Below are 26,088 nucleotides of genomic sequence, written 5' to 3' on the forward strand. Positions count from 1 at the left end.
TTTACTTTTGAAGGTGGAGCCTATGGGTGTGAAAAATAAAATTAAAGAATTAAGAAAGCAACATCATATAACACAAGTGGAAATGGCAAAGGCGATGCAAGTGACGCGGCAGACGATTGTGGCGATTGAAAATCATCATTACAATCCGAGTCTAGAATTATCCCTAAAAATCGCCAAGTATTTTGGAGTGAAGGTGGAAGAAATATTTACGCTAGAGTAAGGGGAGAGAAAATGAACGATGCTAGAAAGTTATTTATCGGCACAACTTTGGGATTGTTTTTGGGAGACATTGTAGTTCGTATTATGAATCCATCTATACCAATCTTACCGCTCGTAGTGAGTAACGTTTTAGCAATTGTATTTTTGACAGTGTATGTGTATTACAAAAAGCGTAAGTACAGAGAAGAAGAACTTCCCGATATAGATGAGCGAGTAAATGAAAATATAAAAAGATATGTAAATGTCTCATTTGTATTCGCATTTCTATTGCTTATTGTTTATATTGTTGCGAGTAAAGCAATAGGCAGAGCTGTTATACCAGTGCAAGAAATATTTATGATATGTAGTTCCTTATTTGCGGGGAGTCTCATCATAGGAGTCATGATAGGGAAACGAGCATAAAGATAGGAGGAATGAAAAATGCAAGATGAGTTTGAGAGATTTCAGTCAGATAAAGCGTTTAAATATGTAGGGTTATTTTTTACGATTAGTTTAGCGATATGGAGTTTATATAATTTAATTGTTGACGGGAATGCTGGTATGCCGTTTGTTTTGTTTGTACTAGGGCAGTGGGTGTATTTTTTTGTGAACTATTGGCCGAAGTGGAGATATAGAAATAGTAAAGAGGCTGATCATGTATGAGTAAGCAAGATGTTATAAGGTTTATAGGAAGTTTGTTTTTAGCAGGTCTTATTTTAAATGTGAGTTTAATGATTTTAAGTATTTCGTGGGGAACTATTTTCATATCGAATGTAGCACTAGTCATTTTATATAGTATTTCGGAATATAGAGAACAGAAGTGTTTAAAAGAAGAGGGAGTACCGTCGATTGATGAGCGAGTTGTGAACAAGATGAAGTCATATTTTACGATTTGTATTACAAGCTTCGTTTTTTTGTTCATTATGTATCTTTGTGTAAATAAGTATTTAGATAGACAAGCAGTACATGTAAATGAGTTATTATATATTGCTATTTTTGGTTTATTAATTAGTATGGCATCAACGAGTGTGTTAGCAACAAGGAATAATAGATAGAAAAAGGGGAACTGGGATGGGATTACCGGTGTTATGTGTCGCTACAGCTATATTTGCGCTTCTTTGGGGAATACAAAACTTTTCTCGTAATCCAGTGCCAAGTATTTGTATTATGATTGGTACTGTAGGTTTATCGTATTATTTATTACTATCAGCCCATTATCATAAAACAGCAATGAGTGTTGTTGTTGGAGCGCTTATTTTATGTTGTGGGCGTGCCATACAAAAGGGGTTATTTCCATAAAAGCTGTTTATACACTGTGTATAAACAGCCTTTTGTATTTTTTTTACAAAACACTTGAAAGTTACGTAACGTCATCTTTTATAATGAGGGGGAAGAGGTGATGGTAGTGATTTCAATACAAGAATTGACGAGAGAAACAGGGGTTACAGTGCGTACACTACGTTATTATGATCAAATAGATTTATTAAAGCCGAGCGGAAAAACAGAGGGTGGTCATCGCTTATATAGTGAAACTGATGTTATTCGTTTGCAACAAATTTTATTTTTAAAAGAAATGGGTTTTTCATTAAAGGAAGCTGCGAATATGTTAGTAAAAGGTGAGCTGGATTTGAAAAAATCGCTTGAAAAACAGCTTCGGTTTGTACAGGAGGAACAAAAGAAATTTAATCAAATGGAGCGTGTTTTACAAGCAGTTGTTTATTCAGTAGATGTGGAGGGAGAACTCGATTGGAAAGTTATGTTTGAACTGATTCAGCTTTCGAAACAGTCGTCTCGTATACGTGAAATATTTCAAAATGAAGTATTTTCAAAGGAAGAACAAAAATTGCTTCATAACTTGCCAAATATGAGTGAAGAAGATCCAAATGTTTTAGAATGGGTAGATTTATTAAAGCAATTACGTACTTTTATGAAAGACGGCAAAGAAGCCGCGAGTGATGAGGTACAAGAGGCAACGAAGAAATTAATGCAGAAGTGTTTAGAAATGGCTAATGGTGACGAAGCGTTTTTAGATAAGTTATGGGAAGTTAGAAAATCGAAGGAAGATTCACAGAAAATGAGCATGTATCCAATTGAAGAAGAACTTTTAATATATATGGATGAAGCTTTTCGTATGTATGATGAAAGGGAGAAGGATAAATGAGTATACTCGCAGAATATCGTTGGTATTTTTTAATTGGGGCAGAAATTGTATTTTGGTTATCAGCTATCGGTTTCTTTTTACTTCGCTACGGATTTCGTTTGAAAAAGGCGAGTTTTATTATGGGGATTGTACTCCTCGTAAATGAAGTGTTTATTTTAACTTTAGGGGTAGTGGACTATTATCAAACAGGAAAGTTCTCTAACTTTCAGATCATTACTGTAATTATTTTATTGTATGCAGTCTTCTATGGGAAAAAGGATTTGAAGAAGCTTGATATATATGTACAAAAACTAATTGCGAAGTGGCGGAATGAACCAGCTCCTGTTATTGAAGAGCAGCTAGAATTAACAGGTATGGCTTATGCAAAGCAGGAAATAAAAAATTGGGTATTACATCTTGTTTTATTCGTTGGTGTGCACATATTCTTTTTCTTCGCGTATGGATTTATTCCATTTGAACAATGGGGCAATTGGTTAGAATCGGGAATCGTTTTAAATAAAGCTGCAAGTCGCGTGAGCCAAGTGTGGGCAATTATATTTTTAGTTGATACAGCAATTTCATTTTCATATGTTATTTTTCCGAAGAAGGAGAAAGGGAAAGAAAAGCTACTTTCATAGAGGAAAGTAGCTTTTGGGGTATACAAATACTTTTTATAGGAGAGGCTGACAATAGGAAAAAGAGCCGGTTTTATATGTCTATTTCTCTTTAGCTTAGCATCGTGCTCACCATCTAACACTACAATTGATAAGAAGAACGATGTCATTGTAAAGGGAGCAGGAACTTCCAATCTAGATAAATTCGAACAGTTCGTTATGAACGTTGATCAAGGGAAAGTTAATAAAATAAGAATTGTACAGTATACACATGAAGGTGACCCGATTTTTCAAACGTTAGAGCATAGTGAAGAAGGTATACTTTATGTGTTAGATAATAGACAAGATCAATTTGCTGGTGAGGATAAAGGGTTATATAAAGATAGTTGTAAAAGTATTGTTAAAGATCAGCGTGAATCAAAAATTACTTATAGGCTAATAGATTGTACGAATGAAGATGGAAGCAATGGATATGACTTATTATATGTAGCTAAAAAATAGAGTTAGTAGAGGAAGGAAGTATGTACTCCTTCCTTTTTCTATGTGTACATTGTCGAAAACTTTACCGAATATCTGTTCGTTTTTTTAGGTTTTTTATAGGCATTCGTGGTAAAATGATAATACAGATTTTTATGAGGAGGTCGGATTTTACTTGGAACATCAATTTGAAATTGTATCAGCGTATTCCCCGCAAGGTGATCAGCCGGTAGCTATAGAGAAGCTTGTAGAGGGAATTAATAGTGGAAAGAAAAAGCAAGTGTTGCTTGGAGCGACAGGAACGGGTAAGACATTTACGATTTCAAATGTCATTAAAGAAGTGCAAAAGCCAACGCTTGTGATGGCTCATAATAAAACGTTAGCGGGACAGTTATATAGTGAGCTGAAAGATTTTTTTCCGAATAATGCAGTTGAATATTTTGTTAGTTATTACGATTATTATCAGCCAGAAGCGTATGTGCCACAAACAGATACGTTTATTGAAAAAGACGCGCAGATTAATGATGAAATTGATAAATTACGTCACTCAGCAACGTCTGCATTATTTGAACGGGACGATGTAATTATCGTTGCGAGTGTTTCGTGTATATATGGTTTAGGTTCTCCGGAAGAATATCGTGAGTTAGTTGTTTCACTTCGAGTTGGTATGGAAAAGGACCGCAATCAATTGCTTCGTGAACTTGTTGATGTACAGTATGGACGTAATGATATTGATTTCAAGCGTGGTACATTCCGTGTGCGCGGAGATGTAGTTGAAATCTTCCCAGCATCACTTGACGAGCATTGTATTCGAATTGAATTTTTCGGTGATGAAATCGATCGTATTCGTGAAGTAAATGCGTTAACAGGTGAAGTATTAGCAGAACGTGATCATGTAGCAATCTTCCCGGCATCTCACTTCGTTACACGCGAAGAGAAAATGAAGGTTGCTATTGAAAATATCGAAAAAGAATTAGAAGAGCGTTTAAAGGAATTAAATGATAATGGTAAGTTGTTAGAAGCGCAGCGTATAGAACAGCGTACACGTTATGATTTAGAAATGATGCGAGAGATGGGCTTTTGTTCAGGCATTGAAAACTATTCCCGTCATTTAACACTTCGTCCAGCAGGTGCAACGCCGTATACGTTATTAGACTATTTCCCGAAAGATTTCTTAATTGTTATGGATGAGTCGCACGTATCGGTACCTCAAGTAAGAGCGATGTATAACGGTGACCAAGCACGTAAGCAAGTGCTTGTGGACCATGGATTCCGTCTGCCATCAGCTTTAGATAATAGACCGCTCATGTTTGATGAGTTTGAAGAGAAAACAAATCAAGTTATTTACGTTTCGGCAACGCCAGGACCGTACGAGTTAGAGCAGTCACCGGGGGTAATAGAACAAATTATTCGCCCAACAGGGCTACTAGATCCACCGATTGATATAAGACCAATTGAAGGTCAAATTGACGATTTATTAGGAGAAATTCAAGATCGCATTGCAAAAAATGAACGTGTATTAATTACAACTTTAACGAAAAAAATGTCAGAGGATTTAACGGATTACTTAAAAGATGTAGGAATTAAAGTGAACTATCTTCACTCTGAAATTAAAACATTAGAACGTATTGAAATTATCCGTGACCTTCGTCTTGGTAAGTTTGATGTACTTGTCGGTATTAACTTATTACGAGAAGGATTAGATATTCCAGAAGTATCACTTGTAGCTATTTTAGATGCTGATAAGGAAGGATTCTTGCGTTCAGAGCGTTCATTAATTCAAACAATTGGTCGTGCAGCACGTAATGAAAACGGACGCGTTATTATGTACGCAGATCGCATAACGAGATCGATGGGAATTGCAATTGAAGAAACACAGCGTCGTCGTAGTATACAAGAAGCTTACAATGAAGAGCATGGTATTACGCCGAAAACGATTCAAAAAGGTGTGCGTGATGTAATCCGTGCAACAACAGCTGCTGAAGAGCCAGAAACATATGAAGCAGCGCCAACTAAGAAAATGACGAAAAAAGAGCGCGAAAAGACAATTGCGAAGATGGAAGTAGAGATGAAAGAAGCAGCAAAAGCGTTAGATTTCGAGCGTGCAGCTGAATTAAGAGACTTACTATTAGAATTAAAAGCGGAAGGGTGAAAAGAGTGAGTAAGAGCAAGGATTTTATCGTTGTAAAAGGTGCTAGAGCACATAACTTAAAAAATATTGATGTAACCATTCCGAGAAATCAGCTTGTTGTTGTGACGGGATTGTCTGGTTCGGGGAAATCATCATTAGCGTTTGATACGATTTATGCAGAAGGACAGCGCAGATATGTAGAATCGTTATCTGCGTATGCACGTCAATTTTTAGGACAAATGGATAAACCAGATGTGGATACGATTGAAGGGTTGTCACCAGCAATTTCAATTGATCAAAAAACGACGAGCCGTAATCCACGTTCGACGGTCGGAACAGTGACGGAGATTTATGACTATTTACGTTTATTATTTGCGCGAATTGGTACGCCAATTTGTCCGAATCATGGTATTGAAATTACATCACAAACAGTAGAGCAGATGGTAGACCGTGTACTTGAATATCCTGAACGTACGAAATTACAAGTGTTAGCTCCTATCGTGTCTGGGCGTAAAGGTGCACATGTGAAAGTGCTTGAAGACATTAAGAAGCAAGGGTATGTTCGTGTACGTGTTGATGGTGAGATGCTTGATGTATCTGACGAGATTGCGTTAGATAAAAATAAGAAGCATTCTATTGAAGTTGTAATTGACCGTATTGTTGTAAAAGAAGGAATTGCGAGCCGTCTTGCTGATTCACTTGAAAGTGCATTAAAGCTTGGCGGGGGCCGAGTGTTAATCGATGTTATGGGAGAAGAGGAACTTCTATTTAGTGAACATCATGCTTGTCCGCATTGTGGTTTTTCAATCGGAGAATTAGAGCCGCGTATGTTCTCATTCAATAGTCCGTTCGGTGCATGTCCTTCTTGTGATGGACTTGGCTCAAAGCTAGAGGTAGATTTAGAGCTTGTTATCCCGAATTGGGATTTATCATTAAATGAACATGCGATTGCACCTTGGGAACCGACAAGTTCACAATACTATCCACAACTTTTACAATCTGTATGTAATCACTACGGCGTTGATATGGATATGCCTGTGAAAGATATACCGAAAGATTTATTTGATAAAGTGTTGTACGGAAGCGGTGAAGAGAAGGTTTATTTCCGCTATGTAAATGAATTCGGTCAAGTAAAGGAAAATGAGATTTTATTTGAAGGTGTTATTCCGAATATAGAGCGTCGTTATCGTGAGACGAGTTCTGATTACATTCGTGAGCAAATGGAAAAGTATATGGCAGAGCAAGCTTGTCCGAAGTGTAAAGGCGGACGCTTAAAGCCTGAAAGTTTAGCTGTATTTGTTGGTGAAAAAACGATTGCTGATGTAACGAAGTATTCTGTTCAAGAAGTACAAGAATTCTTCTCGAATGTGGAGCTAACGGAGAAGCAACAAAAAATTGCTCATTTAATTTTAAGAGAAATTCAGGAGCGCGTTGGATTCTTAGTAAACGTCGGTTTAGACTATTTAACGTTAAGTCGTGCCGCAGGAACTTTATCAGGTGGTGAGGCGCAGCGTATTCGTTTAGCGACACAAATTGGTTCTCGTCTTACGGGTGTGCTTTACATTCTTGATGAGCCTTCGATTGGTTTACACCAGCGTGATAACGATCGTCTTATTCGTACATTGCAAGAAATGCGCGATTTAGGTAATACGTTAATCGTTGTTGAACATGATGAAGATACGATGATGGCTGCGGACTATTTACTTGATATCGGGCCTGGTGCAGGTATTCACGGTGGACAGGTCGTTTCAGCGGGGACGCCAGCTGAAGTGATGCAAGATGAGAATTCATTAACAGGGAAGTATTTAAGTGGTAAAGAGTTTATTCCAGTTCCACTTGAAAGACGTAAAGGTGATGGACGTAAAGTAGAGATTGTCGGCGCAAAAGAGAATAACTTAAAGAATGCGAAAATGTCATTCCCACTTGGTACGTTTGTAGCGGTAACGGGTGTATCTGGTTCTGGTAAAAGTACGATGATTAATGAAGTGCTATATAAATCGTTAGCTCAAAAGCTATATAAAGCGAAGGCAAAGCCAGGGACTCATAAAGAAATTAAAGGTCTTGAGCATTTAGATAAAGTTATCGATGTTGATCAATCGCCAATTGGTCGTACACCACGTTCTAATCCAGCAACGTATACAGGTGTATTCGATGATATTCGTGATGTGTTTGCGCAGACGAATGAAGCGAAAGTGCGCGGATATCAAAAAGGACGTTTCAGCTTTAACGTAAAAGGTGGCCGTTGTGAAGCGTGCCGCGGTGATGGAATTATTAAAATCGAAATGCATTTCTTACCAGATGTGTATGTTCCATGTGAAGTTTGTCACGGTAAACGTTACAACCGTGAAACGTTAGAAGTGAAGTATAAAGATAAGAATATTTCTGAAGTGTTAGGGATGACAATTGAAGACGGGGTAGAATTCTTTGCTAATATCCCGAAAATTAAGCGTAAACTTCAAACGCTTGTAGATGTTGGGCTTGGTTACATGAAATTAGGTCAACCAGCAACAACGTTATCTGGTGGGGAAGCACAGCGCGTGAAATTAGCATCTGAATTACACCGTCGTTCTACAGGTCGCACATTATACATTTTGGATGAGCCAACGACTGGTTTACATGCGCATGATATTGCACGTCTTCTAGAAGTGCTACAACGTCTTGTGGAGAGCGGTGAAACAGTACTTGTAATTGAACATAATTTAGATGTTATTAAGACAGCTGATTATATCGTTGACCTTGGGCCAGAGGGCGGAGACAAGGGTGGACAAATCGTTGCTTCTGGAACGCCAGAGCAAGTAGTGAAAGAAGAGCGCTCATATACAGGTAAGTATTTAAAAGAGATTTTAAATCGCGATAAAGCAAGAATGAAAGAGAAAATAAAAGAAGTAGAGTTATCGCAATAAGTGTATGAATAAAAACCGGGTGGAAATGACACTCGGTTTTTATTGTATAGGGGGAGAAGATGGAGTTTTTAGAGGTGTTAAGAAAGAAAAATATGAAAGTAAGAGAGTTTCAAAAGTGGGGTGTATATTTTCGCAAGCGCTGGGAGAATCATTTTGCAAATCATTTAAGTGATAAAGAAAAAGGAGACATTTTTCTTTATGGAAATAAGTATGCATGTGGTTATCTATGGCACATATTTAGTTATGAGAAAAAGAAGCGTTTGGAAGGGACGGAAGCGGAGAGTGCGTTTCATAATGAAGTGAAAAAGGATTGCTATATATTCTATCAACATTGTGATGATGTACTGTTAATAAAAGATGCGAGTTTATTACATATGGATGATATATTGTGTGAGAGGGACGATGCGTATAAAGGTGATATCTATATTGTAGATAAAGATTTCACTTGGACCTTTGTGAAAACTCATGAACATAGGTGGTGTGGCCCTTATTTCACAAAGAAATGTTAGTAGGTATACAAGCATGAAGCATCGAATAAGTTGATATAAGTATTTGTATGATACTTGCGTTTATTATCTATTAGCGTATGATGAAATATATATGTTTAAAAGGATGTGTAACGAAATGAGATGGATTGTATCACTTCTTGTAAATAGCGTTGTGTTAATCGCTGTATCGGGACTTTTAAAAGGGATTGCACCAGATGCATTTTACGTAGCAAATATACAAACTGCAATTATTGCGAGTATTATATTGGCGGTTTTAAATGTGTTCGTCAAGCCGTTTTTAATTCTAATTACGCTACCAATTACTGTTGTAACTTTCGGTTTCTTCTTAATTGTTATTAATGCGATTACGTTAAAAATAGCAGATTCATTATTAGGAGATGCTTTTAATATATCAGGATTTGGTGTAGCGATTGTTGCGGCAATTTGTATTTCGATTTTTAATATGATAATTGAAAAGGCAATTGTCGAACCGTTATATGAAAAAAAGAGAAAATGACAAAAAGAAAAACATTTCATCATTCATATGAAATGTTTTTTTCTATTTATTAGAAACCGTATTTCTTGTTTTCAGAAAAAAATGGTACAATATCCGATAGAATGGAATTTTACATCAAACGAGACTGAACCCGCAGCGGAGTGGAGGTTTATACATATGCCAAAAGTAAGGACAAAAGATTTAATTGAACAATTTCAATTGGAGTTAATCAGTGGTGAAGAAGGAATTCATCGTCCGATTGATACAAGTGATTTATCACGACCTGGAATTGAAATGGCAGGATTCTTTACATATTATCCAGCTGATCGCGTGCAGCTTCTTGGAAAAACGGAGCTTACGTTCTTTGATACATTAACGACAGAGCAAAAACAAGAGAGAATGAAAGCGCTTTGTACCGAGGAGACGCCATGTATTATTATAACTCGTAATCAGGATGTACCAGATGAGTTATTACAAGCATCACGTGAATCAGGCATGCCTTTATTACGTTCTTCTCAAACGACAACGAGATTATCAAGTCGTTTAACAAATTATTTAGAAGGTAAGTTAGCGCCAACAACAGCTGTTCATGGTGTATTAGTAGATATTTACGGTGTTGGTGTTTTAATTACAGGTCAAAGTGGTGTTGGTAAAAGTGAGACAGCTCTTGAACTTGTGAAGCGTGGTCACCGCCTTGTTGCGGATGATAGTGTAGAAATTCGTCAAGAAGATGAAGACACATTAGTAGGAAGCTCACCAGATTTAATTGAGCATTTATTAGAAATTCGTGGTCTAGGTATTATTAACGTTATGACGTTATTCGGTGCAGGGGCAGTGCGAAATTATAAGCGTATTACACTTGTTATTAATCTTGAAATTTGGGATCAAAAGAAAAATTATGATCGCTTAGGTCTTGATGAAGAGAAGATGAAGATTATTGATACAGAACTTACGAAGATTACACTTCCAGTTCGTCCTGGTCGAAACTTGGCTGTTATTATTGAAGTAGCAGCGATGAACTTCCGTTTAAAACGTATGGGAGTCAATGCAGCACAGCAGTTCTCTGAACGATTAATGAGTGCAATTGAGTTAGGAAATCAGGAGTAAACATTGGAGAGGGAGGTCATACATATGCTGTTAGCTTCTGTACCACAGCTTGACCGTGTAGCCATCCAGCTTGGGCCGTTTCCTGTGTATTGGTACGGGATTATTATCGGTACAGGTGTGCTATTAGGTCTTTGGCTGGCAACTCGCGAGGGAGAAAGGCTAGGTATTCCGAAAGATACATTTGTTGACCTTGTATTAATTGCGGTACCGATCGCTATTCTATTTGCGAGAATGTACTATGTTATTTTTGAATGGGAATATTACGCGCAAAACCCGAGTCAAATTATTAATATTCGTCAAGGTGGCTTGGCGATTCATGGTGGTTTAATCGGGGCTGTTATTACAGGAATTCTTTTTGCAAAACGTCGCGGGGTTTCATTTTGGAAGTTGGCAGATATTGCTGCACCAAGTATTTTACTAGGACAAGCAATTGGCCGATGGGGAAATTTTATGAACCAAGAGGCGCATGGTGATGAAGTAACAAGACAGTTTTTAGAAGGTCTTCATTTACCAGATTTCATTATTAATCAAATGTATATTGATGGTGTTTACTATCATCCGACGTTTTTATATGAATCATTATGGAATTTTGCAGGTGTAATTTTATTACTTGCATTAAGAAAAGTGAATTTACGACGTGGGGAATTATTCTTCACATATTTAATTTGGTATTCAGTAGGGCGCTTCTTCGTAGAAGGCTTACGTACAGATAGTTTAATGCTAGGACCACTTCGTATTGCACAAGTAATGTCAATTGGACTTGTTGTTATTTCTATTATTTTCATTATTGTGAGACGAAAAATGGGGCAAGCTGATAAAAGATATTCGGAAAATTAGAGAAAAGTAGCATCTTATTATAAGATGCTGCTTCTTTCATATTCAGGAAAGAGAAAGGACTAAGGCAATGAGAATAAATACAGTGTTATTTGATTTAGATGGAACATTAATTAATACAAACGAACTTATTATTTCTTCTTTTTTACATACTTTACATACATATTATCCAGATCAATATAAGCGTGAAGATGTGTTGCCATTTATCGGTCCATCTTTGCATGATACTTTCAGCAATATTGATGAAAGTAAGGTAGAAGAGTTGATTGCAAGCTATCGTCAATTTAACCATGATCATCATGATGAATTAGTAGAAGAATATGAAACTGTATATGAAACAGTTCAAGAGTTGAAGAAGCAAGGTTATAAGGTTGGTATTGTTACAACAAAAGCGAGACAAACCGTTGAGATGGGATTAAAGTTGTCAAAGCTTGATGAATTTTTTGATGTTGTCGTGACAATTGATGATGTGGAACATGTGAAACCACATCCAGAACCACTTCAAAAAGCGCTCGAGTTATTAGAGGCGAAACCAGAAGAAGCATTGATGGTTGGGGATAATCATCATGATATTGTTGGTGGTCAAAATGCGGGTACGAGAACAGCTGCGGTTTCATGGACGTTGAAAGGTAGAGCGTATTTAGAGGCTTACAAGCCAGACTTTATGCTAGATAAAATGAGCGATTTGCTACCGATTTTGTCTGATATGAACCGTTCATAAAGGCCCAAGTAAGCAAGTAGGGGATGTGTTTCCCTAGTTGCTTAAAGTTTCACTTTTTTTAGTAGAGGAGCGAGCTAAGTGCGACGGACAACGCGCTATCCTGTTTCAGGAGAAAATTCATTATGGAATGTGTATAAAACAGTGTCTTTTTGGAAGGTAATGAAAAACTTTATTATTATCCAAATTGCGCGTTACACGCCATTTTTATCTGTGAAGAATTGGTTGTACCGCACTTTTTTACGGATGAAAGTAGGAAAGAAAACATCATTTGCGCTTATGGTAATGCCAGATATTATGTTCCCAGAAAAGATAACTGTGGGAGAGAATTCAATTATTGGCTATAACACAACGCTTTTAGCGCATGAATACTTAATTCGTGAATATCGACTTGGGGAAATCGTTATTGGAAATGAAGTGATGATTGGAGCGAATGCAACAATATTACCAGGTGTGAAAATTGGAGACGGTGCGACTGTCTCAGCTGGCACACTTGTTCATAGAGATGTACCGAGCGGTGCTTTCGTAGGTGGAAATCCAATGCGTATTATTTATACGAAAGAGCAAATGGCCGCAAGAGAAGGTTCATGGTGAAAATGTAACATTTCTCTTCTTTTTTTATGAATAAAAAGGAAATAATTGAGTATAATATACTGTTTTGTTTTTTACGGAATCGTTTATACTTATAGATAGAAGAATGTGTGAACGAAGAAAACAAAAAACTGGAGGATATATGGGGAAAAATCAAAGAATATATAAGGAGAACGGACAAGTTATCTCTTTTAATCAATTAGCGGACTTCTTTTATAAAAAAGGGATGAGGGCTTACAAAGGGCAAAAATTGCAAGATGCAATTAAATATTTTCGAAGAGCGGCACAAAGTGAGAAGGAGCCGTTTATTTTATGCCAATTAGCAATAGCTTTATCTGAAGCTGGTGAATATCAAGAGTCGAATCAAACCTTCTTAAAGTTAGTTAAATCTAATCCAGAACTTGAACAATGCTATTATTTTATTGCAAATAATTATGCATATATGGGGTTATTTCAACAGGCAAAGAAATATGCGGATCGCTATTTAGAAGTTGCAAAAGAGAAGGAATTCGTAGAAGATACATTAGAACTTCTTGAGATTATGGAAGAAGAAGCGATGGGTGCGGAAGAGATTGAGGATGAAGATGATTTAATTGTTATGCAGGAAGAAGCGAACCGTTATATTCGTAATGGACAATTGGAAGAAGCGATTGCTACATTAGAAATTGTTACGAAAGATTATCCGGAATTTTGGTCAGGTCATAATAATTTAGCCATTGCACATTTTCAATCTGGTAATGTAGACAAGGCACTGAAGTTAACGGAAATGATTTTAGAGAAAAATCCTGGTAATATACATGCGCTTTGTAATACGCTTATTTTTCTATATTCAATTGGAGAGCATAAACAAGTAAAAGCGTTAGCGGGACAGCTAGTTTCAGTATATCCGATTTCATTTGAACATCGTTTGAAACTGGGAACGACACTTGCTACAATCGGGTATTTTGAGCATGCATATAAATGGTTCAAATTATTAAAACGTCAAGGATACGAGGGAGACGTTAGTTTTTATTATTGGTTTGCATATTCTGCTTATATGGTGAAAGATCAGCAACTAGCTGAAAAAATGTGGCAACATGTCGTGGAATTGCACCCTGATAAAAAAGGAAAAGAGCCGTGGAATGCGCTAAATTCAGCGGATGAAGGGCAAAGTGTGTTATTTGAAGAATTACGAAAATCATTTCAGCAAAGTGCGACGCTAGAAGAACAAATGCTAGCTTTATATTTAATGAATGAATTGTCAACGCCAGAGAAGGTCGGATTCTTCTTTGATATAACGCAAGCGAAGAACGGTGTTCCAATCGTATCGCAACTTGCAAAGTACTTCTTTTTACTTAATAGTCATAAGAGTATCCTGGCAGATTTACAACAATTTGAGCAGTGCGTGCGAATCGCGGATGCGTTATACAATTATACGAAAAAAGATGATGAATTAATTGAAGAGTGTTTACACTTTTGGTTTTGTACGTTCATACGTTTATATACATCTGGAGACATTTTTACAAACGTGTACGGCTGGTCAGCTGCGATTGAATACATTGTACGTGGCGAACAAGGAAATAAGATGACACAGTCGGAGCTTGGAGATGTATATAATGTATCTGTATCGACTGTCCGAAAGTATGTGCAAGCTGTTAAGCGTACGCACACATAAGATAAGCAAATCATTGGGAAAAAAATGATGCTAACAGTATAATGAGGGTAACTTAATTGTGTAGGAATGGATAGGAGTGAGTAGTGTGTCAGAAGAAAAAATTTATGATGTCGTTATTATTGGTGCAGGACCAGCTGGTATGACAGCTGCAGTATATACATCTCGTGCAAATTTAAGCACATTAATGCTTGAGCGTGGTATTCCAGGTGGCCAAATGGCAAACACGGAAGATGTAGAAAACTACCCAGGTTATGAGTCTATTTTAGGACCAGATTTATCAAATAAAATGTTTGATCATGCAAAGAAATTTGGTGCTGAATATGCATACGGTGATGTGAAAGAAGTCATCGATGGTAAAGAATATAAAACAATTATTGCTGGTAAAAAAGAATATAAAGCACGTGCCATTATCGTTGCAAGCGGTGCAGAGTATAAAAAAATCGGTGTACCAGGTGAAAAAGAACTTGGCGGCCGTGGTGTATCATATTGTGCAGTATGTGATGGTGCATTCTTTAAAGAAAAAGAACTTGTTGTTATTGGCGGCGGAGACTCTGCTGTTGAAGAGGGTGTATATTTAACACGCTTCGCATCAAAAGTAACAATCGTTCACCGTCGTGACACTCTTCGTGCACAGAAAATTTTACAAGATCGTGCTTTCCAAAATGAGAAAGTGGACTTCATTTGGAACCACACTATAAAAGAAATTAACGATACAAACGGTAAAGTAGGAAGTGTAACACTTGTAGACGTAAACAGTGGAGAAGAAACAGAACTTAAAACTGACGGCGTCTTCGTATACATCGGTATGTTACCTTTATCAAAACCATTTGTTGAACTAGGTATTACAAATGAAAATGGTTATCTTGAAACGAATGAGCGTATGGAAACGAAAGTTCCTGGTATTTTCGCAGCAGGCGATGTTCGTGAAAAAATGCTTCGTCAAATTGTTACTGCAACAGGTGACGGTAGTATTGCAGCGCAAAGTGCACAACATTACGTAGAAGAATTACTAGAGGAATTAAAAACTGTATCAGAAAAATAAGGGATAATATACCTTGTGAGAAGGAAGCTACCGATAGGAGCTTTCTTCTTTTTTTTGTAAAAGTGTCAAAGTTTTGTCAAAAATAATTAAGATTATAAGCTTTCTTATTGATATACTGGACTTTACGGAAAAAATCACTATAAGAAATGAGGAATTTATTCAGTATGGAATGGCGTAATGTATATCGTGGATTTTGTATGGGCGTTAGTGATTTAATTCCTGGTGTGAGCGGCGGTACAATCGCTGTTGTGTTAGGGATTTATGAACAATTGCTTGCGGCAATTAGCGGATTCTTTAGTCGTGAATGGAAAAAACATTTAGGGTTTTTAATTCCCCTTGCAGCTGGTGTGGCAGCAGCGTTTTTAACGTTAAGTCACGTTATTAAATATTTACTTGCAAATCATTATGAACCGACTCAGTTTTTCTTCCTCGGTTTAATTATTAGTATTTTACCAATGTTAATGAGGGAAGCTGATGCAAAGGCGACGTTTAAAGGTAAGCACATCGTTTTATTAATTATTGCAGCAATTCTTGTTGCAATCACAGCTTTCTTTAAACCGGATAAGGCAGCAGACCCAATTACAACATTAACAATTTTGAATGCAATCGGTTTATTCTTTGCAGGATGGATGGCTAGTATGGCCATGCTGCTTCCTGGAATTAGTGGATCGTTTATTTTACTAATTATTGGTGTGTATCCAACAGCAATTAACGCTTTAACTACACTTAACTTACCTTTAATCGTGGTTATCGGTGCTGGTGTTATGGTAGGATTCGTTGTAAGTAGTAAAGGAATTAGTTTCTTATTAGATCGTTATAAAAGTATGACATTTGCGGCAATTATTGGACTTGTTATCGGCTCGATTGTAATTGTGTTCCCTGGGATTCCAACTGGCGGATTTTCAATTATAAGTTCAATTATTACCTTTATTTTAGGATTTGCGATTGTTACTTATTTCGGTAAGAAATAAGGGCTTTAATCCCCTTGGCGATAAAAATCGTTAAGGGGATTTTTCATGCTATTCATTGAAAGTCTAAGCATTTACATTGCTTGTTATAGGAAGCTTTTTTACAATTATTGAGTAGCATATGCTTAGCGAAAGAGGACTGGCTCCTTCGTTGTAGCAAACTGTTTTTGATAGTATAATGAAAGAAGTATGCAGTGAGGAATTTTACTGCAAGTAGCTGAGGTGAAGAAACATGCAAAGAGTGACAAACTGTGTGTTAATTAGAGATAATGAAGTACTCTTACTCCAAAAACCTCGTCGAAATTGGTGGGTTGCACCAGGCGGGAAAATGGAGCGTGGTGAGACTGTAAGAGATTCCGTTGTTCGCGAGTATCGTGAAGAAACAGGTATTTATTTGAAAAACCCAGCGTTAAAGGGGGTTTTCACCTTTGTCATCCAAGAAGGTGATAAAGTTGTTTCGGAATGGATGATGTTCTCCTTTTTAGCGACAGATTTTGCAGGAGAAAACAAACTAGAGAGCGAAGAAGGCATCATTGGTTGGCATACGTTTGACAAAATTGATGATTTAGCAATGGCGCCAGGAGATTATCACATTATTGATTATTTAATTAAAGGAAATGGTATAATCTACGGTACATTTGTATATACCCCAGATTTTGAGTTGCTTTCATATCGATTAGATCCGAGTTAAACCGTCAAGGAGAGGATACGATGACAGAGAATAATGATATAAAAATGGTAATTATTACAGGAATGTCTGGAGCTGGAAAAACAGTAGCTTTACAAAGTTTTGAAGATTTAGGATATTTTTGTGTAGATAATTTGCCACCAATGTTATTGCCAAAGTTTATTGAGCTTATGGCGGATTCAAAAGGGAAAATGAATAAAGTGGCACTTGGTATTGATTTACGTGGCCGCGAGTTTTTCGAACATTTATGGGGAGCACTTGATGATTTATCAGAACGTACATGGATTATTCCTCATATTTTATTTTTAGATGCGAAAGATAGTACGCTTGTAACTCGTTATAAAGAAACGAGACGTTCGCATCCACTTGCACCAACTGGTTTGCCATTAAAGGGAATCGAAGCAGAGCGCAATTTATTAACAGATATGAAGGCACGAGCGAATATTGTGCTTGATACATCGGATTTAAAACCGAAAGAATTACGTGAAAAAATTGTTCAGCTGTTTTCAACTGAAACTGAGCAAGCATTTCGTGTAAATGTTATGTCATTTGGATTTAAGTACGGTATTCCAATTGATGCAGATTTAGTATTTGATGTTCGTTTTTTACCAAATCCATATTACATTCCACATATGAAGCCATTAACAGGACTAGATGAAGAAGTTTCTTCGTATGTACTGAAATTTAATGAGACACATAAGTTTTTAGAGAAGTTGACGGATCTGATTACTTTCATGCTGCCTCATTATAAAAGAGAAGGCAAGAGTCAACTTGTAATTGCAATTGGATGTACAGGTGGACAACATCGTTCTGTTACGCTTACAGAGTACCTTGGGAAACATTTGAAACCAGAGTATAGTGTTCATGTATCTCATCGTGATGTGGAGAAGAGAAAGGGCCATTAAGGGATGAAAAAAGAGAGAAAACCTAAAATTGTCATCATGGGAGGCGGAACTGGACTCTCTGTTTTATTAAGAGGATTAAAGCAATATCCTGTTGATATTACAGCAGTTGTTACAATCGCTGATGATGGTGGTAGTTCAGGTAGATTACGTGATGAGCTAGAAATTCCACCCCCAGGTGACATCCGTAACGTACTTGTTGCATTATCAGATGTAGAACCACTGGTGGAAGCTTTATTTCAGCACCGTTTCACAACAGGAGATGGACTGAAAGGTCATGCGTTAGGAAATCTATTGTTGGCAGGTATGACCTCGATTACAGGAGACTTTTTCCATGCAATTACAGAAACGAGTAAAGTATTAAATGTCAGAGGACGTGTGTTACCAGCAGCAAATCAAAGTGCGGTACTTCATGCGGAACTTGAAGATGGAGAAATTGTAACAGGTGAATCAAAGATTCCTTATTACGGAAAGAAGATTAATCGTGTCTTTTTAACTCCAGAAGATGTAGAGCCATTGCATGAAACGTTAGCTGAGATTAAAAGAGCTGATTTACTTGTTTTCGGTCCAGGAAGTTTGTATACGAGTATATTGCCAAATTTAGTTGTTAACAAAATTGGGGACGCTGTTCTCGCTGCAAAAGCGAAGAAGGTATATGTATGTAACGTTATGACACAAGCGGGTGAAACGATGGGATATACTGCTTTTGACCATGTGCAGGCGTTACATGATCATTTAGGGCAACCATTTATCAATACTGCAATTGTAAATAATCGTGATATTCCTTGTGAATTACGTAAGTTATATGAGGAAGAAATGTCTACACCAGTTGTAGTGGATGAAGAACGTTTTGCTGAAAATAATATTGAAGTCATTCAAGGTGGATTAGCGAAGTATGATGATCGTGTTGTAAGGCATGATACGTTAAAGTTAGCTTCGATTTTATATTCATTGTTATAAATGTGCGTTGCCTCGTTTGAGGTAACGCTCCTCATTCATATAGGACAAGAATTTTGTTCCATAATAATCGTATAAGGAGGTGTTGACTGTGTCATTTGCATCAGAAACAAAGAAAGAGCTGACGAACCTTGAAATGAAGGAATGCTGTGAAAAAGCTGAATTATCAGCGTTACTTCGAATGAATGGATCGCTTTCTTTTTCAAACCGTCGTCTATCTATCGATATTCAAACAGAAAATGCGGCAATTGCAAGAAGGATTTATACGCTTTTGAAAAAGGGATATGATGTGACGGTAGAATTGCTTGTTCGTAAAAAAATGCGATTGAAGAAAAATAATGTATATATCGTAAGGCTTGTTGAGAAGTCTCGCGAAATATTAGCCGATCTTCATATCGTTCGAGATGACTTTTCATTTATTCGAAATATATCACAAGGATTGATTGAGAAGAAGTGTTGTAAACGATCGTATTTACGCGGTGCATTTTTAGCAGGTGGTTCAGTAAATAACCCAGAAACATCATCTTATCATTTAGAGATCTTTTCGTTATATAAGGAACATAATGATGCTATATGTGAACTGATGAACGGATTTGATTTAAATAGTAAGACGTTGGAAAGAAGAAAAGGGTACATTACCTATTTGAAAGAAGCTGAAAAGATTACGGAATTTTTAAATATTATTGGTGCTCATAATGCACTTTTAAGATTTGAAGATATTCGAATTGTTCGCGATATGCGTAATTCCGTAAATCGTTTAGTGAACTGCGAAACAGCTAATTTAAATAAGACAATTGGTGCAGCGCTAAGGCAGATTGAAAATATCCGCTATATTGATGAGACGGTTGGTCTTGATATATTGCCAGATAAACTACGAGAAATTGCGCAACTACGAAGAGATTATCAAGATGTAACATTGAAAGAATTAGGTGAGATGGTATCCGGGGGGAAAATTAGTAAATCGGGTATTAATCATCGTTTGCGTAAAATCGATGAAATTGCAGAGAAATTACGCGCGGGGGAAACGGTAGCAAAAAAATAAGAGGTTAAAGGGGAAATGGAGCTGTGGTTCAAAAAAGAGTTCAGGTTTCATTAAAAAACGGTTTACAAGCACGTCCGGCTGCGTTGTTTGTACAAGAGGCAAATCGTTTTCATGCGGATATCTTTATCGAGAAAGATGGAAAGACAGTAAATGCAAAGAGCATAATGGGGATTATGAGCTTAGCAATTGGAACTGGTAGCATGATAACAATTACAACAGAAGGTTCAGATGCAGAAGAGGCTTTAGAAGCATTAGCTGCATATGTACAGTAAGAAGCTATCGCGTATATGCGATAGCTTTTTTGTTTTGTTGTTTGTGGTAAGGATGAGTTTAATAGGTGAAGGTATGTAGACTTAGGATAAAACATAAAAAAAAGCGCCCTGTTATAAGGCGCTTTCGCTTTTAATTATATCCAGCTCCAGTGGCTAGAATGGTCGGTGGCTTCGCTTCTTCCGTCGAGGTAAAAAGCACCTCTTTGACAGAAGCTCCATCCTCCTCCCATTCTGAACGAGCCGCTATCGCTTTTAATTTATTAACGATTTGTAAAGATCTTATCGATTAAGCCGTATTCTAGAGCTCTTTCTGCTGTCATGAAGTTGTCGCGGTCTGTGTCGCGTTGTAGAACTTCAAGTGGTTGACCTGTGCGGTCAGCAAGAATTTGGTTTAATTTTTCACGTAAGAATAGGATACGTTTTGCAGCGATTTCGATTTCAGTCGCTTGACCTTGTGCTCCACCAAGTGGTTGGTGAATCATAACTTCACTGTTAGGAAGTGCGAAACGTTTTCCTTTTTCACCTGCTGCAAGTAAGAATGCACCCATAGATGCAGCCATACCGATACAGATTGTTGATACTTGTGGTTTAATAAACTGCATTGTATCATAGATTGCCATACCCGCTGTGATAGAACCACCAGGGCTGTTGATGTAGATGTGAATATCCTTTTCTGGATCTTGAGATTCCAAGAATAAAAGCTGGGAAACAATTGAGTTAGCTACGTTGTCATCAATTGCACTACCAAGCATAATGATGCGGTCTTTTAATAGTCGAGAGTAAATATCGTAAGCGCGTTCTCCACGATTTGTTTGTTCAATTACTGTAGGAATTAAATTCATCTGTTATTTCCTCCTTCTAAAGCTTTCTTAGTCTTATAATACAATTATGGTCAATAAAGGTCAAACGAAACCACTTTAAATCAAAAAAATATGTAGTTGTACCATGAATTATTCGCTATGTTTTTGAAATTCCCTGCTTATGTATCTTCAACATCATAACCGAATTACATAAATTTAAACGTTATGAAAGCTGGAGAAAAAAGAAAAGAACGCCTTTTGACGGAAGCGTTCTTTCATTATTTATTCTTTTAAAAGATAGGTAACTCTATTTAAAATCTTTTCGATTTGTTTCGCGTTTTTACTATACATTTCGCTTGCTGATTTCGACTTTGTTTCTAAGGAAAATAGTTCAAGATCAGCATGACATTTTTTTAAAGATGCCAATAATAAAGGTTTGTTTTGAGGAGAAGGCATTTGTAGTTTGTCATTATAAATGTCGATAGTAAGTTGTCCGTATGAATCCACTTGACCGAGAAAGACATTTTCAATAACAACACCGAGTTTTTCTAGTTCAGCATGTAACCAAGCGCGGTTATGTCCACTAGAGGATAGAGGTTCATCTAGTACATTTCCATCCATAATAACAGTTTGCGGTTCTTTCTCGTTTGGTACTTTTAAGCCAACGTCTTTTGCTGTAAGTGGTTGGCAGTCTTTCTTCAATAATACATTTAACTCTCCGCTCGGTTCTAATACGGCAAATTCAACATCAGCTACACTGAAAGCATCTTTTCCTCGGAGAAGTTCAAGTAATTCGTCACTTGTATATTTTTCTTTCTTTAAGTTATCTTCGAGTATTTTTCCATCTTTTATTAGTACGGTAGATTTCCCTTCAAAGAAGTCTCGAGCTGTTTTGTTCTTTAAGGAGAGGATTCCTGTGAGAAAAGGTACCACAGCGAAAATGAGTATCGCAAAGACGCCGTGGAAAAATTTTGAATCGAGCCCTGTAGATACTTGGGCAGCGATGTCACCGATTGTCATTCCGGCTATGTATTCAAAAAAGGAGAGCTGAGAGATTTGTCTTTTCCCTAACCATTTCGTAATAGCGAATAAAATAATTAATATGAATACAGAGCGAAGAATGACAAGTGTCCATTCCGGTAGGTGAGACATAGTCGTTTCCTCCAGTCTACTTAAAACCCTTTATATTGTGGTTCTTCACGTTCTAATACTGAAACTCTATCTTTTAAATCAGCGATGATGCTGTCCATTTCTAACATACATTCATGAAATACGCGTTTTGATTCTTCGTCTTGTGAATTTAAGGAAAGGGAGCTTAAACTTGCTTGAGCTCCTCTTACACTAGCAAGGCAAGTTTTTACGCTAGCTATAACAGTCATATAAACACCTCTTATCCTTTCGGTTTGAATAACAATGCCCCTATGAAGCCGAAAATAATAGCTGCGGATACGCCGGCACTCGTTACTTTAAACATTCCCGTAATAACGCCAACGATTCCGTGTTTAGCAGCTTCTTCCATTGCACCATGAACGAGGGCGTTACCGAAGCTTGTAATAGGTACAGTTGCCCCAGCTCCAGCGAAATCAATTAATGGTTCATACAAATTGAATCCATCTAATATAGCGCCGGCAACAACGAGTGTTGCCATTGTATGGGCTGGCGTTAGCTTTCCGACATCAAACATAAGTTGTCCAATTACACATATGAGTCCACCAATGACGAAAGCCCAGAAAAAAATCATTGCGTTGCACCTCCAAATTCAATCGAAACGGCGTGAGCGATACACGGAATCGTTTCTTCTTGTTGGAATGTAAGTGGAGATAGTAAAGCGCCTGTCGCAACGACAAGTATTCTTTTGAACTCTCCTCTTTTCATTCGATTTAATAAGTGACCATACACGACGGTTGCAGAACATCCAGGGCCACTAGCACCGGCTATGACAGGTTGTCCTTCTCTATAAATGATAATCCCGCAATCTTGAAACTGTTCGTTTGTTACTTTTGTTCCATGCTTATGTAGTAAATCGTAAGCAATTTCGCGACCGACATGACCAAGATCACCTGTCACGATTAGGTCATAGTAAGAGGCATCGATTTGTCGTTCGCGTAAATGGGCTTCAATTGTATCAACGGCAGCTGGAGCCATCGCACCTCCCATATTAAAAGGATCTGTTAATCCCATATCAACAACTCGACCAATCGTTGCAGAGGTTACCCTAGGACCATGTCCAGTATCGCTTAAAATGGCTGCGCCAGCTCCGGTTACTGTCCATTGTGCAGTAGGTGGCTTTTGGCCACCGTATTCGGTAGGGTAGCGGAATTGTTTTTCTACAGCTGCATTATGGCTCGATGCACCAGTTAATAGATACTTTGCGCCTTTTGCATTTACGATACTTGCCCCGAGCGCTAAACCTTCCATAGAAGTAGAACAAGCACCGAATAATCCGAGATACGGGGTGCCAAGTGTACGACACGCAAAGCTTGTAGGAGTAATTTGATTAATTAAATCTCCTGCGAGTACAAATTGAATATCGTCTTTACGAAGTTCTGCTTTTTCAGTAGCGCGACTACAAGCTTCTTCGAACAAAATCTTATGTGCTTTCTCGTAAGAATCTTGTCCGAGCCATAAATCTTCATGGAGGATGTCGAAGTCTTCGGGGATGTTGCCATTCGCTTCAAATGGTCCACCGACAACCCCTGTTGAGATGATGACTGGTTTGTTTTCAAATACCCAAGTTCGATGCCCTTGTAACATTTATAGCCCTCCCCATTGAACGAGAATCGTTTTAATAAGTGCGATGACGAAAGCGGAAAATACACCAAATAAAATAACAGAACCAGCTAGTTTAAACATATTAGCACCTACGCCAAGGACAAATCCCTCTGTTCGGTGTTCGATACACGCGGCAATAACAGAGTTACCAAATCCAGTGACAGGTACAGCTGTCCCAGCACCTGCAAACTGACCGAGACGATCATATACACCGAATCCGGTTAGCAACATTGAGATGAAAATAAGAGTTGCTACTGTTGGATTCCCTGCTGAGCGTTCAGTAAAATCGAAATACGTAATATAAAAAGTTGATATCAGTTGCCCGATTAGGCAGATAAAACCACCTACGAAAAAGGCCTTTACACAATTTTTTAAAACAGGGCGTTTCGGTTCCCGTTCTTGTTCAAATTTTTTATACTCCTGTTGTACAGGAGTTAAGTTTTTATCTTTACTAGACATTGCAATCCTTCCTTTTCTATTCGAAAGCGTTAAGTGTTAGATTCCATTTCGGATCCGATTAGCTTTAACTGTTTTTTGATCTCATCTTTAGATACTTCTTTTTTCTTAATTTTGTTTGCGAGCTTTTCGAGTAACATAAAGATTTTTTTATCTGTACTAACACGAACATCAAAAGTAGGATATTCATCACTTAATTGCTTTTGAAGTTTCTTGCGCAAAGGTTTTAATCCAAACCTTTCATGATGCTCAGGTGTAACTGCTATGTAGAGATCTAAATTTGAATTCACTGCTGCGCTTTTTATAATTTCATCCATAGCGAGGGCCTTTTTCTTAGCTCCTTGCGATATAGATTGATTAAAGGATTCTGTACTCGTCTTTGTTAATTTAGGGCCTTTTTCTTTTTCGGATCGTTTTGTTTCTTCTTTCTTTACCTTTTTATCTAATGGGCTATGATCACAACCGGTAAAGGAACTAAATAGAAGTATAAATAACGTGGTTATAAGTCCGATCTTTCGCATAATCATCATTCCATTTCTATTGCAATATGTAATGTGATAGAAAAAGGATGACTGCATATCATCCTTTTTCTATCTCACAGCAAGACAGCTTCGTTATTGCTGTGAGTATTGTGGTTCTTCTTGTTGGACTTCTTCAACGCGTGGGTTTAAAGAATCGATAATCGTTTGTGTTTGCTGCGCAGCTGTTTGGAAAAGTTGCTTAGCTTGTTGGTTATCCGTATCAAGAGCGAATCCCTCTAAGCTAGCTTGTGCACTTTTTAATCCAGAAACAGTTTGCTTTAGTTTCGTAATTACAGTCATTGAATGAAGCCCCCTTTGGAATATCAATTCAAAGATTATAATTTGTGAGTTGGAGTGAATTTATGATTGGAAAATTTAGGGGTGGAATATATTTTATATGCTTTTAGCTAAGGTGCATAAGGGAATGCGGGGATATTTTTATTGATTTAGATGGATTTTATTGCTATTATTATGAGAAGAAAATGAAGTGTTTTCTATAATCATGCGCCCATAGCTCAGTCGGATAGAGCGGTGGTTTCCGGTACCACGTCTGCCGGGGGTTCGAATCCCTCTGGGCGCGTCAAAAAGTCCTAACTTACGTTTTGTAGGTTAGGACTTTTTTATTTATACGTGTACGTTCAAAATGCCTTGTCGCATTGCCTCTGTTAAAGCTTCGGAGCGTGATTCTTATTATTATATTTTGTTCTCGGTTACTTCGTTTATGCGGCACTTTTCGCAGTGTTTGGTTCTATGGTAAGCAGGCCAGAAGAATTATCCGGAACAACGATGCCGATTACGCTTATATTGATGGGAAGTTTAGTGGTGGAGTTATTAGTAGTACTTGATAACCCTGAAGGGCTAGTATCAAGGGTGACATCATATGTTCCGTTTACAGCTCCAATTAGTATGGTAGTTAGGATTATTAATGGATCTGTGAGTAGTCTGGAAATTATAGCTTCTATATTAGTTCTGCTAGGTAGTATTAGCCTTATTTCTTTATTTGCTGCGAAAGTATATCCAAAGGGTATTTTGCGAAGTAGTAAGAGCTTGAAGTTATTTCAGCTTTTGAAAAATAGTTGATTAGTGGAAGAGAAGATAGGATCTTCTCTTTTTTTATTGCTCATTTTAATATCTTGTATTAATATTTACTATTAGTACTTAGTGTTAATTTTAAATCTTATTATTTTCTTTCAATATTATTCAAATTTCGGTTGTAAGTTGTAAATCTCATTAATACATATAAATTAATAATATTTTGGAATGGGTGTCTGTGATAGCATTCTCCTTTTACCAAACTTATTGTACAATAGAAACAAG

The 26,088-nt window shown here is 37.3% G+C and carries 32 protein-coding genes, 1 tRNA gene and 1 pseudogene; 26 read left to right on the forward strand and 8 right to left on the reverse strand.

All coding sequences use genetic code 11. The annotated features are described in order from the left end of the window. The first annotated feature begins 22 nt into the window (after positions 1 to 22). From COK05_RS04190 to COK05_RS04305, 24 genes are all read left to right on the forward strand, one after another. A complete protein-coding gene (locus COK05_RS04190; protein ID WP_000538359.1) occupies positions 23 to 220 on the forward strand; it encodes a helix-turn-helix transcriptional regulator in 198 nt (65 codons plus the stop codon). Between the two features lie 11 nt (positions 221 to 231). Next, on the forward strand, positions 232 to 621 hold the full coding sequence (locus COK05_RS04195) for a hypothetical protein (RefSeq protein WP_098611582.1): 390 nt from the start codon (positions 232 to 234) through the stop codon (positions 619 to 621). An 18-nt stretch (positions 622 to 639) separates the two neighbouring features. Further along, complete coding sequence (locus COK05_RS04200) at positions 640 to 861, forward strand: hypothetical protein (RefSeq protein ID WP_098611583.1); 222 nt, start codon at positions 640 to 642, stop codon at positions 859 to 861. Beyond that, positions 858 to 1,253, forward strand: a complete 396-nt coding sequence (locus COK05_RS04205; RefSeq protein ID WP_098611584.1) for an ATPase — start codon at positions 858 to 860, stop codon at positions 1,251 to 1,253. Before COK05_RS04200 ends, COK05_RS04205 begins: the two co-directional genes overlap by 4 nt. 16 nt (positions 1,254 to 1,269) lie before the next feature. Continuing rightward, positions 1,270 to 1,497 (forward strand): hypothetical protein, encoded by a 228-nt coding sequence (locus COK05_RS04210; protein ID WP_098611585.1) that lies wholly within the window; start codon positions 1,270 to 1,272, stop codon positions 1,495 to 1,497. Between the two features lie 100 nt (positions 1,498 to 1,597). Continuing rightward, positions 1,598 to 2,359, forward strand: a complete 762-nt coding sequence (locus tag COK05_RS04215; RefSeq protein ID WP_141538892.1) for a MerR family transcriptional regulator — start codon at positions 1,598 to 1,600, stop codon at positions 2,357 to 2,359. Next, a complete protein-coding gene (locus COK05_RS04220; protein WP_098611587.1) occupies positions 2,356 to 2,976 on the forward strand; it encodes a hypothetical protein in 621 nt (206 codons plus the stop codon). Before COK05_RS04215 ends, COK05_RS04220 begins: the two co-directional genes overlap by 4 nt. 45 nt (positions 2,977 to 3,021) lie before the next feature. Continuing rightward, positions 3,022 to 3,453 carry a DUF4362 domain-containing protein gene (locus tag COK05_RS04225; protein WP_098611588.1) on the forward strand — a complete coding sequence of 144 codons (432 nt, stop codon included), beginning with the start codon at positions 3,022 to 3,024 and terminating at the stop codon, positions 3,451 to 3,453. A gap of 151 nt (positions 3,454 to 3,604) precedes the next feature. Continuing rightward, the gene (gene uvrB, locus COK05_RS04230) at positions 3,605 to 5,581 is read left to right on the forward strand and encodes an excinuclease ABC subunit B (RefSeq protein WP_098611589.1); all 1,977 of its coding nucleotides are present in this window, start codon (positions 3,605 to 3,607) and stop codon (positions 5,579 to 5,581) included. A 5-nt stretch (positions 5,582 to 5,586) separates the two neighbouring features. Then, entirely contained in the window at positions 5,587 to 8,463 is a 2,877-nt protein-coding gene (uvrA, locus tag COK05_RS04235) for an excinuclease ABC subunit UvrA (protein ID WP_098611590.1), read from the forward strand. 59 nt (positions 8,464 to 8,522) lie between these two features. Then, the gene (locus COK05_RS04240) at positions 8,523 to 8,972 is read left to right on the forward strand and encodes a DUF4275 family protein (RefSeq protein ID WP_098611591.1); all 450 of its coding nucleotides are present in this window, start codon (positions 8,523 to 8,525) and stop codon (positions 8,970 to 8,972) included. 115 nt (positions 8,973 to 9,087) lie between these two features. Then, positions 9,088 to 9,468 carry a phage holin family protein gene (locus tag COK05_RS04245; RefSeq protein ID WP_001267308.1) on the forward strand — a complete coding sequence of 127 codons (381 nt, stop codon included), beginning with the start codon at positions 9,088 to 9,090 and terminating at the stop codon, positions 9,466 to 9,468. Positions 9,469 to 9,624: 156 nt separating this feature from the next. Continuing rightward, on the forward strand, positions 9,625 to 10,554 hold the full coding sequence (hprK, locus tag COK05_RS04250; protein WP_001127251.1) for an HPr(Ser) kinase/phosphatase: 930 nt from the start codon (positions 9,625 to 9,627) through the stop codon (positions 10,552 to 10,554). Between the two features lie 24 nt (positions 10,555 to 10,578). After that, positions 10,579 to 11,391: a prolipoprotein diacylglyceryl transferase gene (lgt, locus tag COK05_RS04255; protein WP_098611592.1), complete on the forward strand. Its 813-nt coding sequence runs from the start codon at positions 10,579 to 10,581 to the stop codon at positions 11,389 to 11,391. A 67-nt stretch (positions 11,392 to 11,458) separates the two neighbouring features. Then, the gene (gene ppaX, locus COK05_RS04260) at positions 11,459 to 12,109 is read left to right on the forward strand and encodes a pyrophosphatase PpaX (RefSeq protein WP_098611593.1); all 651 of its coding nucleotides are present in this window, start codon (positions 11,459 to 11,461) and stop codon (positions 12,107 to 12,109) included. Between the two features lie 78 nt (positions 12,110 to 12,187). Next, positions 12,188 to 12,700, forward strand: coding sequence for an acyltransferase (locus tag COK05_RS04265; RefSeq protein ID WP_098611594.1), 513 nt, complete (start codon positions 12,188 to 12,190; stop codon positions 12,698 to 12,700). A 139-nt stretch (positions 12,701 to 12,839) separates the two neighbouring features. Then, complete coding sequence (locus COK05_RS04270; RefSeq protein ID WP_098611595.1) at positions 12,840 to 14,351, forward strand: tetratricopeptide repeat protein; 1,512 nt, start codon at positions 12,840 to 12,842, stop codon at positions 14,349 to 14,351. Between the two features lie 85 nt (positions 14,352 to 14,436). Next, a complete protein-coding gene (gene trxB, locus COK05_RS04275; protein WP_141538893.1) occupies positions 14,437 to 15,393 on the forward strand; it encodes a thioredoxin-disulfide reductase in 957 nt (318 codons plus the stop codon). A 164-nt stretch (positions 15,394 to 15,557) separates the two neighbouring features. Continuing rightward, a complete protein-coding gene (locus COK05_RS04280; protein WP_098611597.1) occupies positions 15,558 to 16,364 on the forward strand; it encodes a DUF368 domain-containing protein in 807 nt (268 codons plus the stop codon). A gap of 229 nt (positions 16,365 to 16,593) precedes the next feature. Further along, positions 16,594 to 17,052, forward strand: a complete 459-nt coding sequence (locus COK05_RS04285; RefSeq protein ID WP_001190080.1) for an NUDIX hydrolase — start codon at positions 16,594 to 16,596, stop codon at positions 17,050 to 17,052. A gap of 20 nt (positions 17,053 to 17,072) precedes the next feature. Next, on the forward strand, positions 17,073 to 17,954 hold the full coding sequence (gene rapZ / locus COK05_RS04290) for an RNase adapter RapZ (protein WP_098611598.1): 882 nt from the start codon (positions 17,073 to 17,075) through the stop codon (positions 17,952 to 17,954). Positions 17,955 to 17,957: 3 nt separating this feature from the next. Then, positions 17,958 to 18,911 carry a gluconeogenesis factor YvcK family protein gene (locus COK05_RS04295; protein ID WP_098611599.1) on the forward strand — a complete coding sequence of 318 codons (954 nt, stop codon included), beginning with the start codon at positions 17,958 to 17,960 and terminating at the stop codon, positions 18,909 to 18,911. A gap of 88 nt (positions 18,912 to 18,999) precedes the next feature. After that, positions 19,000 to 19,950 carry a DNA-binding protein WhiA gene (whiA, locus tag COK05_RS04300; protein ID WP_098611600.1) on the forward strand — a complete coding sequence of 317 codons (951 nt, stop codon included), beginning with the start codon at positions 19,000 to 19,002 and terminating at the stop codon, positions 19,948 to 19,950. Between the two features lie 23 nt (positions 19,951 to 19,973). Beyond that, positions 19,974 to 20,222 (forward strand): HPr family phosphocarrier protein, encoded by a 249-nt coding sequence (locus COK05_RS04305; protein ID WP_000250307.1) that lies wholly within the window; start codon positions 19,974 to 19,976, stop codon positions 20,220 to 20,222. Between the two features lie 260 nt (positions 20,223 to 20,482). Here COK05_RS04305 and clpP read toward each other — a convergent pair whose 3' ends face one another. From clpP to COK05_RS04350, 8 genes are all read right to left on the reverse strand, one after another. Further along, the gene (gene clpP, locus COK05_RS04315) at positions 20,483 to 21,064 is read right to left on the reverse strand and encodes an ATP-dependent Clp endopeptidase proteolytic subunit ClpP (protein ID WP_001049156.1); all 582 of its coding nucleotides are present in this window, start codon (positions 21,062 to 21,064) and stop codon (positions 20,483 to 20,485) included. Positions 21,065 to 21,304: 240 nt separating this feature from the next. Further along, the gene (locus COK05_RS04320; protein WP_098611601.1) at positions 21,305 to 22,174 is read right to left on the reverse strand and encodes a DUF421 domain-containing protein; all 870 of its coding nucleotides are present in this window, start codon (positions 22,172 to 22,174) and stop codon (positions 21,305 to 21,307) included. Between the two features lie 20 nt (positions 22,175 to 22,194). Next, entirely contained in the window at positions 22,195 to 22,401 is a 207-nt protein-coding gene (locus COK05_RS04325; RefSeq protein ID WP_098273235.1) for a DUF1657 domain-containing protein, read from the reverse strand. A gap of 11 nt (positions 22,402 to 22,412) precedes the next feature. Then, on the reverse strand, positions 22,413 to 22,763 hold the full coding sequence (gene spoVAE, locus COK05_RS04330) for a stage V sporulation protein AE (RefSeq protein ID WP_000575919.1): 351 nt from the start codon (positions 22,761 to 22,763) through the stop codon (positions 22,413 to 22,415). Then, complete coding sequence (gene spoVAD / locus COK05_RS04335) at positions 22,760 to 23,776, reverse strand: stage V sporulation protein AD (protein WP_098611602.1); 1,017 nt, start codon at positions 23,774 to 23,776, stop codon at positions 22,760 to 22,762. The genes spoVAE and spoVAD overlap by 4 nt, the downstream gene beginning before the upstream one ends. Further along, positions 23,777 to 24,253: a stage V sporulation protein AC gene (gene spoVAC, locus COK05_RS04340; RefSeq protein ID WP_098611603.1), complete on the reverse strand. Its 477-nt coding sequence runs from the start codon at positions 24,251 to 24,253 to the stop codon at positions 23,777 to 23,779. It lies immediately after the preceding gene. Between the two features lie 29 nt (positions 24,254 to 24,282). Beyond that, positions 24,283 to 24,771 (reverse strand): YhcN/YlaJ family sporulation lipoprotein, encoded by a 489-nt coding sequence (locus tag COK05_RS04345; protein WP_098611604.1) that lies wholly within the window; start codon positions 24,769 to 24,771, stop codon positions 24,283 to 24,285. Between the two features lie 93 nt (positions 24,772 to 24,864). Continuing rightward, positions 24,865 to 25,071: a DUF1657 domain-containing protein gene (locus COK05_RS04350; RefSeq protein WP_000216166.1), complete on the reverse strand. Its 207-nt coding sequence runs from the start codon at positions 25,069 to 25,071 to the stop codon at positions 24,865 to 24,867. A gap of 204 nt (positions 25,072 to 25,275) precedes the next feature. Between COK05_RS04350 and COK05_RS04355 the strand changes: the two genes are divergently transcribed. Both COK05_RS04355 and COK05_RS04360 read left to right on the forward strand, forming a co-directional pair. Next, positions 25,276 to 25,351 (forward strand) — tRNA-Arg (locus COK05_RS04355). 116 nt (positions 25,352 to 25,467) lie between these two features. Beyond that, a pseudogene (locus tag COK05_RS04360) lies at positions 25,468 to 25,851 on the forward strand (ABC transporter permease); the annotation flags it as partial. Positions 25,852 to 26,088: the final 237 nt, after the last annotated feature.

This window comes from Bacillus cereus (assembly GCF_002567495.1).
In the GTDB taxonomy this organism is placed as follows: Bacteria; Bacillota; Bacilli; order Bacillales; family Bacillaceae_G; genus Bacillus_A; species Bacillus_A cereus_AQ.